The organism is Achromobacter sp. ISS7 (assembly GCF_056523125.1).
In genome coordinates this window covers 6,807,272-6,822,653 of sequence record NZ_JAWRZD010000001.1, presented here as the reverse complement: position 1 = coordinate 6,822,653, position 15,382 = coordinate 6,807,272, and the positions used below count along the sequence as shown (strand labels likewise).

At 68.1% G+C, this 15,382-nt stretch carries 15 protein-coding genes; 9 read left to right on the top strand and 6 right to left on the bottom strand.

The features are described 5' to 3' along the window. Positions 1–60: 60 nt before the first annotated feature. Positions 61–1,260 carry an amidohydrolase family protein gene (locus AC1HFW_RS31065; protein ID WP_479286368.1) on the bottom strand — a complete coding sequence of 400 codons (1,200 nt, stop codon included), beginning with the start codon at positions 1,258–1,260 and terminating at the stop codon, positions 61–63. 55 nt (positions 1,261–1,315) lie between these two features. Then, on the bottom strand, positions 1,316–1,516 hold the full coding sequence (locus AC1HFW_RS31060; RefSeq protein WP_006393270.1) for a hypothetical protein: 201 nt from the start codon (positions 1,514–1,516) through the stop codon (positions 1,316–1,318). A 190-nt stretch (positions 1,517–1,706) separates the two neighbouring features. On the opposite strand from AC1HFW_RS31060, the gene AC1HFW_RS31055 reads away from it, so the two are divergent. Together AC1HFW_RS31055 and AC1HFW_RS31050 are read left to right on the top strand one after the other, a co-directional pair. Continuing rightward, positions 1,707–2,210 (top strand): ASCH domain-containing protein, encoded by a 504-nt coding sequence (locus AC1HFW_RS31055; RefSeq protein ID WP_006393269.1) that lies wholly within the window; start codon positions 1,707–1,709, stop codon positions 2,208–2,210. A 339-nt stretch (positions 2,211–2,549) separates the two neighbouring features. Then, complete coding sequence (locus tag AC1HFW_RS31050) at positions 2,550–2,888, top strand: virulence factor (protein ID WP_104021603.1); 339 nt, start codon at positions 2,550–2,552, stop codon at positions 2,886–2,888. A 253-nt stretch (positions 2,889–3,141) separates the two neighbouring features. On the opposite strand, the gene AC1HFW_RS31045 is transcribed toward AC1HFW_RS31050, so the two are convergent. The 4 genes from AC1HFW_RS31045 to AC1HFW_RS31030 all read right to left on the bottom strand — a co-directional run bounded on the left by AC1HFW_RS31045 (position 3,142) and on the right by AC1HFW_RS31030 (position 7,345). Then, entirely contained in the window at positions 3,142–3,390 is a 249-nt protein-coding gene (locus tag AC1HFW_RS31045; RefSeq protein ID WP_081105067.1) for a hypothetical protein, read from the bottom strand. Between the two features lie 298 nt (positions 3,391–3,688). Further along, on the bottom strand, positions 3,689–5,035 hold the full coding sequence (serS, locus tag AC1HFW_RS31040; RefSeq protein ID WP_238891633.1) for a serine--tRNA ligase: 1,347 nt from the start codon (positions 5,033–5,035) through the stop codon (positions 3,689–3,691). Positions 5,036–5,077: 42 nt separating this feature from the next. After that, positions 5,078–6,418 (bottom strand): replication-associated recombination protein A, encoded by a 1,341-nt coding sequence (locus AC1HFW_RS31035; RefSeq protein ID WP_061072278.1) that lies wholly within the window; start codon positions 6,416–6,418, stop codon positions 5,078–5,080. Between the two features lie 135 nt (positions 6,419–6,553). Then, a complete protein-coding gene (locus AC1HFW_RS31030) occupies positions 6,554–7,345 on the bottom strand; it encodes a deaminated glutathione amidase (protein WP_006393265.1) in 792 nt (263 codons plus the stop codon). Between the two features lie 230 nt (positions 7,346–7,575). On the opposite strand from AC1HFW_RS31030, the gene AC1HFW_RS31025 reads away from it, so the two are divergent. The 7 genes from AC1HFW_RS31025 (at position 7,576) to AC1HFW_RS30995 (ending at position 15,368) form a co-directional block, all read left to right on the top strand. Beyond that, positions 7,576–8,847 carry an amino acid deaminase gene (locus tag AC1HFW_RS31025; RefSeq protein ID WP_479286366.1) on the top strand — a complete coding sequence of 424 codons (1,272 nt, stop codon included), beginning with the start codon at positions 7,576–7,578 and terminating at the stop codon, positions 8,845–8,847. A gap of 143 nt (positions 8,848–8,990) precedes the next feature. Beyond that, complete coding sequence (locus tag AC1HFW_RS31020; RefSeq protein ID WP_479286364.1) at positions 8,991–10,550, top strand: ABC transporter substrate-binding protein; 1,560 nt, start codon at positions 8,991–8,993, stop codon at positions 10,548–10,550. Between the two features lie 84 nt (positions 10,551–10,634). Then, entirely contained in the window at positions 10,635–11,576 is a 942-nt protein-coding gene (locus tag AC1HFW_RS31015; protein WP_006393261.1) for an ABC transporter permease, read from the top strand. 10 nt (positions 11,577–11,586) lie between these two features. Further along, positions 11,587–12,456 carry an ABC transporter permease gene (locus tag AC1HFW_RS31010; protein ID WP_035360039.1) on the top strand — a complete coding sequence of 290 codons (870 nt, stop codon included), beginning with the start codon at positions 11,587–11,589 and terminating at the stop codon, positions 12,454–12,456. 2 nt (positions 12,457–12,458) lie between these two features. Next, a complete protein-coding gene (locus AC1HFW_RS31005; protein WP_006393259.1) occupies positions 12,459–13,466 on the top strand; it encodes an ABC transporter ATP-binding protein in 1,008 nt (335 codons plus the stop codon). Then, on the top strand, positions 13,463–14,464 hold the full coding sequence (locus tag AC1HFW_RS31000) for an ABC transporter ATP-binding protein (protein ID WP_061072281.1): 1,002 nt from the start codon (positions 13,463–13,465) through the stop codon (positions 14,462–14,464). The genes AC1HFW_RS31005 and AC1HFW_RS31000 overlap by 4 nt, the downstream gene beginning before the upstream one ends. A gap of 31 nt (positions 14,465–14,495) precedes the next feature. After that, the gene (locus AC1HFW_RS30995) at positions 14,496–15,368 is read left to right on the top strand and encodes a MurR/RpiR family transcriptional regulator (protein WP_006393257.1); all 873 of its coding nucleotides are present in this window, start codon (positions 14,496–14,498) and stop codon (positions 15,366–15,368) included. Positions 15,369–15,382: the final 14 nt, after the last annotated feature.

The following is a 15,382-nucleotide window of genomic DNA, read 5'->3' as shown; positions in this document are numbered from 1 at the left end:
CCACCGCGCGCGGCGGCCGCCTGACGGCCGGCGAACGAGGCTGCTGCCGCGCGCCGCGGCCTAGGCCGCCACGCCGGCCAGCAATTGGCCGTTGCGCGCCACCACCTTGCCGCCGGCGATCACCAGGCGGCGCGGCGCGCGCTGCGCCACCGCCTCGGCCACGCCGCTGGCCGCCACCAGCACCAGATCGGCGCGGGCGCCAGGCGCCAGGCCGTAGTCCGCGAAGCCACAGGCGCGGGCCGCGGCGGCGCTGACGCAGTCGAAGGCCCAGCCGATCTCGTCATCGCGGCGCAGGTCGTTGCGCAGGCCGATCATCATGGCGCGCGCCAGCATGTCGGGGCTGCCGTAGGGCGTCCAGGTATCGCGGATGCCGTCGTTGCCGCCGAACAGCGTCACGCCGGCTTCGCGACAGGCGCGCAGCGCCGGCACCGGGCGCGATGGCGGCGCCGTGGTCAGCAGCGCCACATCCAGCGCGGCCAGGCGCTTGAGCAGGCCGTCCAGGCGCCTGGCGTCCACGCCGCCCAGGCAGAACGCGTGGCTGATGACCACGCGGCCGCGCATGTCCAGCGCCTGCACGCGGTCCAGGATCAGGTCGAGCGAAAAGGCGCCCAGGTCGCCCGGCTCGTGCAGATGGATATCGATGGGCTTGCCGTGCTTTTCCGCCAGATCGAACAGCACGTCCAGCGATTGCGCCGGATCGCGGTCGATGGCACAGGGGTCCAGTCCGCCCAGCACGTCGGCGCCCGCGGCCAGGCCCGCATCCAGCAATGCGGCGGTGCCCGGCCGGATCAGCAGGCCCGATTGCGGAAACGCCACGGTCTGGATCTCGACCAGGCCGGCCAGCGCCTCGCGGGTGGCGTGCACGCCGTCAAGGTGGCGCAGCCCGGCATCAGTGTCGACATCGACGTGGCTGCGGATGCGGGTGGTGCCTTCGCGCAGGAAAGCCAGCGCCAGCGCGCGCGCATGGCTGGCCGCGTCATGGCCGCTGGCGGCACGCCAGGCGCGCTCGTTGTCGATGCGGTCGGTCAGCGCCGGCCCCACCTGGTTCACGTACCAGGGGGAATCCCAGGTGGTCTTGTCCAGATGGGTGTGGCCTTCCACCAGGCCGGGCAACAGCAACGCGCCGCCGCCCTGCTCGCGCGCCACGTCGGGCGGCGCCTGCAGGTCGGGGCCGATGCCCGCGATGCGGCCATGGCTCATCAGTACGTCGGCGGCCGCGCCATCGGGCAGGCGGACGTCTTGCAGCAGCATGTCGGTCATTGCGGCGTCCTAGGGGCGGGACGCGGCCGCCAGGCGGCCGCGCGGCGACGCCGGGTCAAGCCTGTTGCGGCGGTTCGATCCAGAAGAAACGCTGGCCCTGGCGCAGCATGTCGGCCACGCCTTCGGCGCCCAGGCGATAGTCGGTGCCCATCAATGTGGCGCCACCGTCGTCGTGAATATGGATGACGGCCAGCGGGTCATTGGCCATGGTGTACCAGTAGTAACCGGGCTTGAGATCGTGCAGGTCTGTATTCATGCGTCGAGTATACAAACAACCTTGCGACGTATTCAAAAAGACACACAAGTAACCCTTTGCCTGACACGGCGCCTGCGACGCGTCATACTGTTCCAGGCGAGGCTCCGGGAGCCCGCCATGTTGGCACGCGTCGACTCGGCCGCAGCATTTCTGGTGTAAGTGCGTCGATCGTGAGGGGAACAACACAGGTATGAAAAGGCAAGCACTCCAATTCAGCGAGCCGCTCAAGCAAGCCATCCTGAATGGCTCCAAAGTGCAGACCCGGCGCATCGTCAAGCCTCAGCCCACCAAGCCGACGACTGCCTGGTACGCCGACGCGGCGGACTCCGGCAAATGGGTCGCCATGGGGCCGGCGCGCGACGGCGCGAGCGAACTGCGCAAGACCTCACCCTGGGTCAGCTGCCCCTATGGCAAGTCGGGCGAGAGCATCACGCTCGAAGACGAGAGCGGCAAGCCGTTCGCCACCGCGGTCGTGGTGGGCGTGCGCATCCAGCGCCTGCAAAAACTGTCTGAAGCCGACGCGCGCGCCGAAGGCACGCAGGCGCTCTATCACGCGTCCGCGCTGTTGCCGGGCGTGCCGCTGCAAACAGCGTTTGCCTTGACCTGGTGCGAACGCTATGGGGCGCACGCCTGGGCCGCCAATCCGTGGGTCTGGGTGGTCGAATTCCGCTGCCAGCAACCGGGCGAGGAATAGCAACGCGGCCGCGGGCCGGGCCATCGCGCGCGGATCGACGCCTGGCGCGGGCATACCGGTGTTGTTGCCAGGGATCACCCAACGCCGTGATGGTGACGACCTGTAACCCCCCTGCCTGACTTCACCGCATTCCACCTTATTTCAGTCGATTTCAGACGAGGGTTTACCAGAGCGGGATTCGCCTGCCGCGCCGCAGCACGCGGGTCCGCGGCGCGCCCGCAACCGTTGCGGATTGTCGCTATTGAGGGACGGTCGTTTACCCATGCCGATCCGAAAAGATCGAAAATAGCCTCAACGGAATACTCAACTTTGCTGCATAACGCAGTAGGCAGGTGCAACATGAAAAAATGGCTAATCGCTGGGGCCGGTGTCGCCGGCCTGCTGATCTCCAGCGTCGCGTTGGCCCGCGTCGACGTCGGCATCTCGATCGGCGTCCCCGGGGTCGTGTACCCGGCGCCGGTCTATGTGGCACCCGCGCCCGTCTACGTGGCGCCGGCGCCCGTCTACGCCCCGCCGCCCCCGGTCTACTACCGCCCGGCGCCCGTCTACGTCGCGCCCCCGGTGGTGTACCCGGCGCCGGTCTACATCCGCGGCGGCGGCTACTGGGGCCACCGTGGCGGCTACTATCGCGGCCCCGGCCCGGGCTATTACCACGGCCGCGGCGGCTGGCACCGCTGATCGATCCGCGCCGGCCGGTGACGCGGCGCCCAGAAAGACAAAGGCCACTCCTGGGAGTGGCCTTTTTTTCTGCGGCGTAATTTCCGGTACGCCGCGGAAAGCAGGTCAGGCCGCGGGGGCCTGAACGGGTTTGCCGGCCGTGGCGGCCGGCGCTTGTTGCGACGCCGGGGTGGGCTTGCCCGCGGCCCAACGCGACGATTCCTGAACGAGGTCAATCCAGCGGCGCGGGGCGCTGGAGGCCCGCCACCAGCCATTATGCGGACGCATGTGCAAACTCCGGTTCACCGTTGAAACGAACACCATTGATTTCTTCAAACAACTGCCGACTTTCCTGCTCGGCTTCGTGCAAGCTTGTGAACGGCGCCTGTCCTGGCACGGTCCAGCATTTTTCCGGTGCGGTTCCGCCTACGCGACGGGTCCATATCTGCACGCGAAAGCCCTGCTCGTCTTCCTGAGCCACAGAGCATCTCACACGAAAATCTCCAATCATTCTTGAAGTCATGGACAACTCCTTGTTATATAAGTGAATGATGCGTGTCGAACGCAGGTGTATTGTGCCGCAACTATCCGGCCCTTTTATTGAAAATACACAATTGCTCACATCAAAATCAAGCACTCGTGTCGTCAAGATAATCTCCCGAGACGACAGAATTATGTCTCGATCATAAATAAGGCGGGTTTTCCCGCCATCCGCCGTGTGGCCGACTTGCGCTAACAGCAAGCGGCGTGCCGGACCCGATGAGGAAAATAAAAAACGGAGCCCTTGGGCTCCGTTTTTTATTGCGCGCGCGATTTCGGCGTCAGGGCTTCAATACCGTCAGGCCGCCCATGTAGGGTTGCAGCGCCTCGGGCACCAGGATGCTGCCGTCGGCCTGCTGGTGGTTTTCCAGCACGGCCACCAGCGCGCGGCCCACGGCCAGGCCGGAACCGTTCAGCGTGTGCACGTATTCCGGCTTGCCCTGGGCATTGCGGAAACGCGCCTGCATGCGGCGGGCCTGGAAGGTTTCGCAATTGGACACCGACGAGATTTCGCGCCAGGTGTTCTGCGCCGGCAACCAGACTTCCAGGTCGTAGGTCTTGGCCGAGCCGAAGCCCATGTCGCCGGTGCACAGCAGCACCACGCGGTACGGCAGCCCCAGCAGTTGCAGGACGCGTTCGGCGTGGCCGACCATGTCTTCCAGCGCCTCGTAGGACTGGTCGGGCTGCGTGATCTGCACCATTTCGACCTTGTCGAACTGGTGCTGGCGGATCATGCCGCGCGTGTCGCGGCCGCCGCTGCCGGCTTCGGAACGGAAGCACGGCGTGTGGGCGGTGAGCTTGAGCGGCAGGTCGGCGGCGGCCTGGATGGTGTCGCGGGCGACGCTGGTCAGCGTGATTTCCGAAGTGGAGATCAGATACTGGTCTTCGCGCACGAACGGCTTGCCGTGCTCGTCGACCTTGGGATCGTCATCGCCGCCACCCTTGGACACGGCGAACATGTCGTCCTTGAACTTGGGCAGCTGGCCAGTGCCGTAGAGCGTCGAGGCGTTGACGATGTACGGGGTGTAGCACTCGGTGTAGCCGTGCGTGCCGGTCTGCAGGTCGAGCATGAACTGCGACAGCGCGCGGTGCAGGCGGGCGATCGGACCGCGCATGAACGAGAAGCGCGCGCCCGACAGCTTGGCCGCCATGTCGAAGTCCAGGCCCAGCGGTTCGCCCAGGGCGACGTGGTCGCGGGCCTCGAACGGCAGCGCCGGCGGATTGCCGTCGGCGCCGGCCGCGGCGGGCAGCCAGCGGCGCACTTCGACGTTGTCGTCGGCGGATTCGCCCAGCGGCACGCTGGCGTGCGGCAGGTTCGGCACCGACATGAGCAGCTCGTTGAGCGGCTGCTGCAGGGCGGCCAGCTCTTCTTCCAGCTGCTTCAGGCGCTCGGGCACGGCCTGCGATTCGGCCATGACGGCGCTGGCGTCCTCGCCCTTGGCCTTGAGCTGACCGATCTGCTTGGCCAGCGCGTTGCGGCGGGCTTGCAGGGATTCGGTTTCGGTCTGGACCGCCTTGCGGCGAGACTCCAGCTCGTTGAACCGTTCCGTGTCGAAGGACACGCCACGGCTCTTGAGGCGGTCTACGACGGTTTGCAGGTCTTTGCGCAGCAGTATCGGGTCTAGCATGGTGATGTCGGTGAGATTGCGGGAAGCAACGGGCGGCGCCCGTTACCGTTTCTTGGCACGTTCTTGCGCGTCCAGCTCGCGCAGAAATGCCAACTTCTGCTGGATTTTAGCCTCCAGGCCGCGATCGGTCGGCCGATAGAAGGAAGGCTTGAGCCCATCGGGGAAATATTGCTCGCCCGCGGCATAGCCATGCGGCTCGTCGTGGGCATAGCGGTAGGCCTTGCCATGGCCCAATTGTTTCATCAACTTGGTGGGCGCGTTGCGCAGGTGGATCGGCACCGGCGCGCTGCCATGTTCGGCGGCGAATTTACGGGCCTGGTTGTAGGCGTTGTAGACGGCGTTGGACTTGGCCGCGCAGGCCATGTAGACCACCGCCTGGGCCAGCGCCAGCTCGCCCTCGGGCGAGCCCAGCCGCTCGTAGATATCGGCGCCATTCACGGCCAGGTCGGTGGCGCGCGGATCGGCCAGGCCGATGTCCTCGACCGCCATGCGCACCAGCCGGCGCGACAGGTACTTGGGATCGGCGCCGCCGTCGATCATGCGGCAGAACCAGTACAGCGCGGCGTCGGGGTTGGAGCCGCGCACCGACTTGTGCAGCGCGCTGATCTGGTCGTAGAAGGCGTCGCCGCCCTTGTCGAAGCGCCGCAGGTTCTGCGACAGCGAGATCTCGAGCCAGGCCGCGTCGACCGTGTCGCGGCCGGCCGCCTGCGCCGATTCGGCCACCACCTCGACCGCGCTGATCAGGCGGCGCGCGTCGCCATCGGCCCAGGCCGCCAGCTGTTCGCGCGCGTCGGCGTCGATCAGGATGCGGGCCCCCTCGTCGTGGCCTTCGTTGAACGCGGTGATGGCGCGGTCGACCAGCTGCTGCAGTTCCTCGGGCGTGAGCGACTGCAGCACGTAGACGCGGGCGCGCGACAGCAGCGCCGAGTTGACCTCGAACGAGGGATTCTCGGTGGTGGCGCCGATGAAGGTGAACAGCCCGCTTTCGACGTAGGGCAGGAACGCGTCCTGCTGCGCCTTGTTGAAGCGGTGCACCTCGTCGACGAACAGGATGGTGCGGCGGCCCTGCCCCTGCGCCACCTGCGCCACGGTGACGGCGTCGCGGATGTCCTTGACGCCGCCCAGGACGGCGGAGATGGCGATGAACTGGGCGTCGAAACCGTCGGCCATGAGGCGCGCCAGCGTGGTCTTGCCCACGCCCGGCGGCCCCCAGAAGATCATGGAATGCGGACGGCCCGATTCGAACGCCACGCGCAGCGGCTTGTCCGGCCCCAGCAGGTGCGACTGGCCGACGACGTCGGCCAGCGTGCGCGGACGCAGGCGCTCGGCCAGGGGCACGTAGGGCCGATGGGCGGGATCGGCCGCGAAGAGATCGTTGCTCATTGGCAGCAGATGAGGGAATACGGCAAGGAAATCAAGCCAGTATTACAACATGTCCGGCCGCCCTTCGCCCCTGGCGGCCGGGCCGGCGAGCGGCGTGCGGCGCCCCAGCCGGCGGGCCGGCGCGAAACCGCCGTTTCAGGCCAGTTCCGGCGTGGAAAACCGGCGGTTGGCCAGCACCGGCAGCACCTTGCGGGCATGCGCCAGGCGCTCGGGATCGATGTCGGCGAACACCAGCGCGGGCGCCTCGCCGGCCTGCGCCGTGACCACGCCCAGCGGATCCACCACCATGCTGCAGCCGATGTTGCGTTCGCCGCACTCGCCGGTGGCGGCGACGTAGCAGGTGTTTTCCAGCGCGCGCGCCGTGACCAGCACTTCCCAGTGCTTTTCCTTCAACGGGCCGCGCACCCAGGCCGCCGGCAGCGCCAGCAGGTCGGCGCCGTCCAGCGCCAGGCGGCGCGCCAGTTCGGGGAAACGCACGTCGTAGCAGGTCATCAGGCCGACCTTCAGGCCGCCGATCTCCAGCAGCGGCGGGATGTCGTTGCCGGGCGTGACGTTGGTCGATTCCTTCATGGTGAAGGCGTCGTACAGGTGCAGCTTGCGGTACTGCGACACGATGCGGCCATCCTGCAGCGTGACCAGCGTGTTCCAGACCCGGCCGTCGCCCGTCGGCACGTGCACGCACATCATGGTGGCCAGCGACGAGCCGCGGCTGGCCTCGAGCAGGCGCGTGATGAAGGGGCCGTCCAGCGGCTGGGCGGCCTTCAGCACGATCTGCGGGTCGGTGATGTCGCGCGCCAGGATGCCCTCGGGCAGCACCAGCAGGCCGGCGCCGCCCTCGCGGGCGCGCGCCATGAGATCGACGCAGACCTGGGCGTTCTCTTCCCAGACGCGGCTGACGGCGAACTGGCCCAAAGCGACTTTCAGCATGACTCTTCCTTGTGTGGGGCGGCAAACAGGCATCGCCGCGGATTTCCTATTGTCGCGCCAATGGCCGCGAGCGGGCGGCGGCCTGTCGGGTCGCCCGGGTGGCGACGGCCAGCGGCCGCCATCGCAGGCAACAACTACGGGTAACTCCCAACTGCCGCTTGTAAATTTCTTTCACGATAATGAAAAAAAACGGATTTGCCGTAAATATTTTCCAGACACGAGCGCCCACCATGCCCCAATCCTCGATCACCGCAGCCCCCCTGGACGTCAACGGCAAGGGCCTGGGCGCGTTTCCGGCGTCCTGTACCAACGCCGACGTGGCGGCGCTGAACTGGGACCTGCTGGCCGAGGACGTCAGCCTGCCGGTGGCGGTGCTGTACGAGACCCGCGTGCGCCACAACCTGCAGTGGATGCAACGCTTCATGGAAGCGTACCGCGTCAAGCTGGCGCCGCACGGCAAGACCACCATGAGCCCGGCGCTGTTCCAGCGCCAGATCGACAACGGCGCCTGGGGCATCACCCTGGCGACCGCGCCGCAGGTGGTGGCGGCCTACCACCACGGCATCCGCCGGGTGCTGATGGCCAACCAGCTGGTCGGCCGCGCCAACATGGCGCTGATCGCCAACCTGCTGCGCGATCCGGCTTTCACCTATTTCTGCATCGTCGACTCGGCCGCCAACGCCGCCCAGCTGGGCCGCTACTTCGGCGAGCAGGGCCTGGTGCTGCCGGTCCTGATCGAACTGGGCCCGGCCGGCGGCCGCACCGGCGTGCGCGACGACGCACAATTGCAGGCCGTGGTCGAGGAAATCGGCCGCTGGCCCGGCCTGGCGCTGGCCGGCATCGAAGTCTACGAAGGCGTGCTGCAGGAGGAAAGCGCCATCCGCGCCTTCCTGCGCCGCGCCACCGACGCGCTGCGCGGCCTGGCGACCGCCGGCCGCCTGCGCAAGAACGGCCCCGCCCTGATCTCCGGCGCCGGCTCGGCCTGGTTCGACGTGGTGGCCGAGGAATTCTCGCAACTGGACATCGGCGCGCCGCTGGAAGTCGTGCTGCGCCCGGGCTGCTACCTGTCGCACGACGTCGGCGTCTACCGCTCGGCCGCCGAGCGCATCAATGCCCACAACCCGGTCGCCCACAAGATGGAGCCGGGCCTGCAGCCCGCGCTGCAAGTCTGGGCCTACGTGCAGTCGCTGCCGGAACCGGGCCGCGCCATCGTCGCCCTGGGCAAGCGCGACGCCGCCTTCGACGCCGGCCTGCCGACGCCGTCGCTGCGCCATCGCCCCGGCCAGAACGCCGCCCCCGGGGCCGCGCCGGCGCACTGGAAGCTCACCGCGATGATGGACCAGCATGCCTTCATGCAGATCGACGACGCGGACGACATCCAGGTCGGCGACATGATCGCTTTCGACATCTCCCACCCCTGCCTGACGTTCGACAAGTGGCGCCAGGTGCTGCTGGTGGACGACCAGTACCGCGTCATCGACGTGGCCGACACCTTCTTCTGACCGCCGCACCCGCGCGCCTCGCGCGCGGCTCCCTTGCGATACGAACAAGCCCCACGCCCCGGGGGGGCAAGACAGCACTCGGGCACCCGGCGCCTTTTCCGAATTACGCGACAACCTGTTTTTGAACCTCTGGAGAGAGAATCATGAACTTCCGTACCTCCCGGCGAGGCGGTGGGCTGAAGAGCCTGCTCGCGGCCGGCGCAATTGGCTTGACCGCATTGTCGACCCCCGCCCTCTGTGCCACGCCGGTCAAGGGAGGCACGATTTCCGTCGCCACCATCGGCGAGCCGCCGACGCTCGACCCGATGACCAGCACCGCCGACCTGGTCGGCATCCTGACGCAGCACTTCTTCGAGACGCTGTACACCTTCGACGCCAAGTGGAACCTGACGCCGCTGCTGGCCGACAAGATGCCCGAGGTGACGCCGGACGGCCTGGTCTACACCATCGCGCTGCGCCAGGGCATCACCTTCCATGACGGCTCCAAGATGGATTCGTCGGACGTGCTGGCCTCGCTCAAGCGCTGGACCGAGACCGCCACGCGCGGCAAGATGGCCGCCAAGGTCATCGCCAACATCGAGGCGCCCGACGCCAACACCATCCGCATCACGCTCAAGCAGCCGTACGCGCCGCTGACCGCGCTGCTGGCGATGAACAACGCCGCCGCCGTGATCATGCCCAAAGGCAAGATCGCGCCGGTGCTGACCGAGATCGTCGGCACCGGCCCCTACCAGCTCAAGGCGCGCGTGCCGGACCAGTACATCCAGCTGACCCGCTTCGACGGCTACAAGCAGCGCGAAGGCGAGCCCGACGGCTACGGCGGCGCGCGCAAGCAATACCTGGACGAGATCCGCTTCGTGCCGGTCGGCAATGCCAACACCCGTTCCGAAGCCGCCGCCGCCGGCCAGTTCGACTACGTCGACTCGCTGCCGGTGGAAGCGCTGGACAAGCTCAAGGGCGGCCGCTCCGACCCGGTGATGCTCAAGCCCTTCGGCTGGCCGCGCCTGGTGCTCAACACCAAGCAGGGCATCATGTCCAACCTGGCGGTGCGCCAGGCCGTGCAGCTGGCGCTGAACGAAGAGGACATGCTGTACGCCGCCTTCGGCAACAAGGACTTCTACAAGCTCAACGGCGACCTCTATCCGGAAGGCTACCCGTGGGCCACGTCGCTGGGCGGCAAGGTCTACAACAAGGGCGATGCCGCCGCGGCCAAGAAGCTGCTGGACAGCGCCAACGTCGCCGACAAGAAGATCCGCATCCTGACCAGCCAGCAATACGAGTTCCACTACAAGATGGCGCTGGTGGCCGCGGAATACCTCAAGGCCGCCGGCTTCACGGTGGACATGCAGGTGGTGGACTGGGCCACGCTGACGCAGCGCCGCCAGGATCCGGCCGTGTGGGACATCTTCATCACGCACAGCGTGTTCCTGCCCGAACCCGCGCTGATCGACTTCCCGTCCAAGGACGCGCCGGGCTGGTGGGACACGCCGCGCCGCGCGCAGGTGATGGATGCCTTCAACCAGGCCCGCACCCAGGAAGAACGCGTCAAGCGCTGGGCCGACGTGCAGCAGGCCGTGTATGACGAAGTGCCGTTCGTGAAGGTCGGCGACTTCAATGCCCAGGCGGCCCGCTCGCCGTCGCTGCAAGGCGTCAAGCCGGCGCCGTGGCCGTTCTTCTGGAACGCCTGGAAGGCGCCGAAGTAAGCCGCGCCACGGGGCGGGCCGAGCCGGCCTGCCCCGCGGCAATCCCAGCGCCCGCGTCGGCGCGCCGATTTTTAGGATGCCACTGTGTTGCGTTATCTCTTGAACCGGCTGGTCGGGCTGGTGGCCGTGATGTTCATCGTCGCGACCATCGTGTTCGTCATCATCCGCGTCACGCCCGGCAACCCCGCCGCCGTGATGCTCGGCCCCCAGGCCAGCCAGGCCGACATCGCCGCGCTGGAACACCAGCTGGGGCTGGACCGCCCCCTGCCCGTGCAATACGTGTCGTGGCTGGGCAAGCTGGTGCAGGGCGACCTGGGCCAATCCATCTTCATGAACAAGCCGGTGCTGGCGGCGCTGGCCGACCGGGCCGAGCCGACCCTGCTGCTGACGCTGATGTCGCTGTTCATCGCCACGCTCATCGCGCTGCCGGTGGGCATCCTGTCGGCGGTCAAGCGCGGCACCACGCTGGACCAGTCGGTGCTGTCGTTCTCGATGTTCACCTCCAGCGTGCCGAGCTTCTGGCTGGGCCTGCTGCTGATGCAGCTGTTCTCGGTCAAGCTGGGCTGGCTGCCGGTGTCGGGCTATGGCGGCCCCGACGCCTCGTTCGCCACGCGCCTGTCGCACCTGGTGCTGCCGGCGGTGGTGCTGGGGCTGGTGAACTCGGCGCTGATCACCCGCTTCATCCGCGCCAGCATGCTGGACGTGCTGCGCGACGACTACGTGCGCACCGCCCGCGCCAAGGGCCTGACGGAAACCCGCGTGATCCTGAAGCACGCCGTGCGCAACGCGCTGATCCCGATCCTGACGGTGCTGGGCCTGACCACCGCCCTGTTGATCAGCGGCGCCGTGGTGACCGAGACCGTGTTCGGCCTGCCCGGCGTGGGCAGCCTGGTGGTGTCGGCCGTGCTGCGCCGCGACTATCCCGTCATCCAGGGTGCGCTGCTCATCATCGCGGCCATCTACGTGCTGATCAATCTGTTCATCGACCTGCTGTACCTGCTTGTCGATCCGCGCGTCCGTTACTGAAGCCACTGACATGACGACTCCAACTACAGTTAACGCCGGCGCCGACCGCTGGCAGGTGTTGCGCCTGCTGGTGGCCCGCAAGACCGTGCTGATCAGCCTGATCGTGCTGGTCGTGCTGGTGGCCGCGGCGCTGCTGGCGCCGTGGGTCAGCCCCTACGACCCGTTCAAGCTCTCCATCATGAACCGGCTCAAGGCGCCCGGCGCCGTGCACTGGTTCGGCACCGACGACTTCGGCCGCGACGTGTTCAGCCGCGTCATCTACGGCGGCCGGCTGTCGCTGATGGTGGGCTTCTCGGTGGTGATCCTGTCCAGCGTGCTGGGCATCGCGCTGGGGCTGATCGCCGGCTTCTTCCGCTCGGCCGACAAGTTCGTGTCGCGCCTGATCGACGCCATGATGGCCTTTCCCGACATCCTGCTGGCGATCTCGCTGGTGGCCGCGCTGGGCCCATCGCTGGTGAACGTGGTGATCGCGCTGGGCATCGTCTACACGCCGCGCCTGGCCCGCATCGTGCGCGCCTCGACCCTGGTGATCCGCGAGCTGCCGTTCGTCGAGGCCGCCCGCGCGCTGGGCGTGTCGACCTGGCGCATCGTCACCGTGCACGTGCTGCGCAACCTGCTGTCGCCGATCCTGGTGCAAGGCACCTTCATCTTCGCCTACGCGATCCTGGCCGAAGCCGGCCTGTCGTTCCTGGGCGTGGGCGTCTCGCCCGACATTCCCACCTGGGGCACCATGATCAACGCCGGCCAGCAGTACATGGGCTCGGCCGACTGGATCATGATCTTCCCCGGCATCGCCATCGTCCTGTCGGTGCTGTCGCTGCAACTGGTCGGCGACGGCCTGCGCGACGTGCTCGATCCGCGCCTGCGCAAGGAGCTGTAATCATGACCGCAAGCACCCGAGACATCGTGCTGTCGGTGGAAGGCCTGAAGACCTGGTTCCACAGCCGCGACGGCATCGCCAAATCGGTGGACGGCGTCACCTTCGACCTGGCCCGCGGCGAGACGCTGGCCATCGTCGGCGAATCCGGCTCCGGAAAATCGGTCACCAGCCTGTCCATCATGGGCCTGCTGCCCAAGCCGGCCGGCCGCATCGAAGCGGGCAAGATCCGCTTCCGCGACCGCCGCGGGCAGGAACACGACCTGGCCCACGCCTCGCCCGCCACGCTGCGCCGCATCCGCGGCGCCGAGATCGCCATGATCTTCCAGGAGCCGATGACCAGCCTGAACCCGCTGTACACGGTGGGCGACCAGATCGCCGAGGCCGTGCTGCAGCACGAGGGCGGCTCGCACGCGGCGGCCATGAAGCGCGCCCGCGACATGCTCGACCGCGTCGAGATCCCCGCGGCCGACCGGCGCGTCAACGAATATCCGCACCAGATGTCGGGCGGCATGCGCCAGCGCGTCATGATCGCCCTGGCGCTGGCCTGCAACCCCGCCGTGCTGATCGCCGACGAACCCACCACCGCGCTGGACGTGACGGTGCAGGCCCAGATCCTGGACCTGCTGCGCCGGCTGCAGGCCGAGATGAACATGAGCATCCTGTTCATCACCCACAACCTGGGCGTGGTGGCCGAGATCGCGCATCGCGTCGCGGTGATGTACGCCGGCCGCGTGGTCGAGGACGCCGGCGTCTATGACCTGTTCGAGAAGCCCACCCATCCGTACACCCGCGGCCTGCTGTCCTGTCTGCCGACCGCCGCGCTGCTGGCCTCGGGCGAGCGCCTGCGCGCCATCCCCGGCAACGTGCCGAGCGTGCTGTCGCTGCCCGCCGGCTGCACCTTCGCGCCGCGCTGCGCGCTGGCCGACGACGCGTGCCGCCGCGACGTGCCCGAACTGGTGGCGGTGCAGGACCAGCACCGCGCCCGCTGCATCAAGGTGACCCCGCTATGACCGCAAGCCCCCAACCCGCGCGCGCCGCCGAACCGCTGGTGCGCATCGAGGACCTGAAGGTCCACTTCCCCACCTCGCAGGCGCGCAACGCGCCGGTGGTGCGGGCGGTCGACGGCGTCAGCTTCGACGTGCCGCGCAACACCATCGTCGGCCTGGTGGGCGAGTCCGGCTCGGGCAAGACCACCACCGGCCGCGCCCTGCTGCGCCTGTTCGCGCCCACCGCCGGCCGCCTGCTGTTCGACGGCCAGGACCTGACCAAGCTGAACGAACAGCAGATGCTGCCGTGGCGCCGCCGCATGCAGATCGTGTTCCAGGATCCCTACGCCAGCCTCAACCCGCGCATGACGGTGGCAGAGATCCTGGGCGAGGCGCTCGACACCCATAAACTCGCGCAGCACCGCCGCGCCGCCCGCATCGGCGAACTGCTCGAGCGCGTCGGCCTGAACGCCGACCACAGCCGCCGCTATCCGCACGAATTCTCCGGCGGCCAGCGCCAGCGCATCGGCATCGCCCGCGCCCTGGCGGTGGAGCCGGACTTCATCGTGGCCGACGAACCGGTGTCGGCGCTGGACGTGTCGGTGCAGGCGCAGGTGCTGAACCTGCTGCAGGACCTGCAGCGCGACCTGGGCCTGACCATGCTGTTCGTGGCGCACGACCTGGCGGTGGTCGACTACCTGTGCGACGAAGTGGTGGTGATGTACCTGGGCCGCGTCATGGAACGCGGTCCGACCAGCGAGGTCTACGCGCGGCCGCGCCATCCGTACACCCGCGCGCTGCTGTCGGCCGCGCCGGTGCCGGATCCGCGCGCGCCGCGTTCGCGTATCCTGCTCAAGGGCGACATCCCCAGCCCGGTCAACCCGCCGTCGGGTTGCGTCTTCCGCACCCGCTGCCCGCACGCCATCGAGGCCTGCGCCTCGACCGAGGCGCGCGACGTCAACGTCGGCCCGGGCCATTTCGCCGCCTGTTCGCGCCTCGGCGATCCCGAACTGGCCGCGTAGCGCCTCGCCCGCATTGACCCAGGAACACCACATGAACATCATCCGCGACATCGTCTTCCAGATACGCAGCCGCCGGGACGACCTGAGCGTGACCGAGCGCAAGGTCGCCGACGCCATCCTGGACAACATCATCTGGAGCGCCAGCGCCACCGTGGACCAGCTGGCGGCCAAGGCCGGCGTCAGCATCGCCACCATCTCGCGCTTTGCCCGCACCGTGGGCTGCGACGACACCCGCGACCTGAAGATGAAGCTGGCCCAGGCCAGCACCGTGGGCAGCCGCTTCCTGGACCAGAGCACCCCGGCCGAGGAAAGCACGTTCTACGCGCGCATCTACGCCGACATCGAAAGCACCCTGCGCGCCCACCTGCCGACCTTCACCGAGCCGCTTTTTGAAGCGGCCGCCGGCATCGTCGACGGCGCCCGCATGGTCTACGTATTCGGCATGGGCGGCGCGTCCGCCGTGCTGGCGCAGGAAGTGCAGTCGCGCCTGGTGCGCCTGGGCTACCCGATCGCGGTCTACAGCGACGCCGTGCTGCTGCGCATGGTGGCCGCCACGCTCGACGAGCGCGACGCGGTGGTGATCCTGTCGGCCTCCGGCCTGACGCCGGAAATCGTCGGCGCGGCCCGCATCGTCAAGCAGTACCGCGCCCGCATCGTCGCGGTCACCGACGCGACCTCGGAACTGGCCAAACTGGCCGACGTGGTGCTGCCGATCCGCACCGACGAGACCGACTTCATCTACAAGCCCTCGGCCTCGCGCTACGCCATGATGCTGGCGATCGACCTGCTGTCGACCGAGCTGGCGATGCTGAACCAAGAAGAGAACCGCGAACGCCTGCGCCGCATCAAGCTGGCGCTGGACGAACACCGCGGCGGCCCCAACCGGCTGCCGCTGGGCGACTGAACCTGGAAACCAAG

Coding starts and splice junctions, on each gene's coding strand:
- AC1HFW_RS31065 (WP_479286368.1), bottom strand. CDS start 1,260: ATGACCGACATGCTGCTGCAAGACGTCCGCCTGCCCGATGGCGCGGCC.
- AC1HFW_RS31060 (WP_006393270.1), bottom strand. CDS start 1,516: ATGAATACAGACCTGCACGATCTCAAGCCCGGTTACTACTGGTACACC.
- AC1HFW_RS31055 (WP_006393269.1), top strand. CDS start 1,707: ATGAAAAGGCAAGCACTCCAATTCAGCGAGCCGCTCAAGCAAGCCATC.
- AC1HFW_RS31050 (WP_104021603.1), top strand. CDS start 2,550: ATGAAAAAATGGCTAATCGCTGGGGCCGGTGTCGCCGGCCTGCTGATC.
- AC1HFW_RS31045 (WP_081105067.1), bottom strand. CDS start 3,390: ATGACTTCAAGAATGATTGGAGATTTTCGTGTGAGATGCTCTGTGGCT.
- serS (WP_238891633.1), bottom strand. CDS start 5,035: ATGCTAGACCCGATACTGCTGCGCAAAGACCTGCAAACCGTCGTAGAC.
- AC1HFW_RS31035 (WP_061072278.1), bottom strand. CDS start 6,418: ATGAGCAACGATCTCTTCGCGGCCGATCCCGCCCATCGGCCCTACGTG.
- AC1HFW_RS31030 (WP_006393265.1), bottom strand. CDS start 7,345: ATGCTGAAAGTCGCTTTGGGCCAGTTCGCCGTCAGCCGCGTCTGGGAA.
- AC1HFW_RS31025 (WP_479286366.1), top strand. CDS start 7,576: ATGCCCCAATCCTCGATCACCGCAGCCCCCCTGGACGTCAACGGCAAG.
- AC1HFW_RS31020 (WP_479286364.1), top strand. CDS start 8,991: ATGAACTTCCGTACCTCCCGGCGAGGCGGTGGGCTGAAGAGCCTGCTC.
- AC1HFW_RS31010 (WP_035360039.1), top strand. CDS start 11,587: ATGACGACTCCAACTACAGTTAACGCCGGCGCCGACCGCTGGCAGGTG.
- AC1HFW_RS31005 (WP_006393259.1), top strand. CDS start 12,459: ATGACCGCAAGCACCCGAGACATCGTGCTGTCGGTGGAAGGCCTGAAG.
- AC1HFW_RS31000 (WP_061072281.1), top strand. CDS start 13,463: ATGACCGCAAGCCCCCAACCCGCGCGCGCCGCCGAACCGCTGGTGCGC.
- AC1HFW_RS30995 (WP_006393257.1), top strand. CDS start 14,496: ATGAACATCATCCGCGACATCGTCTTCCAGATACGCAGCCGCCGGGAC.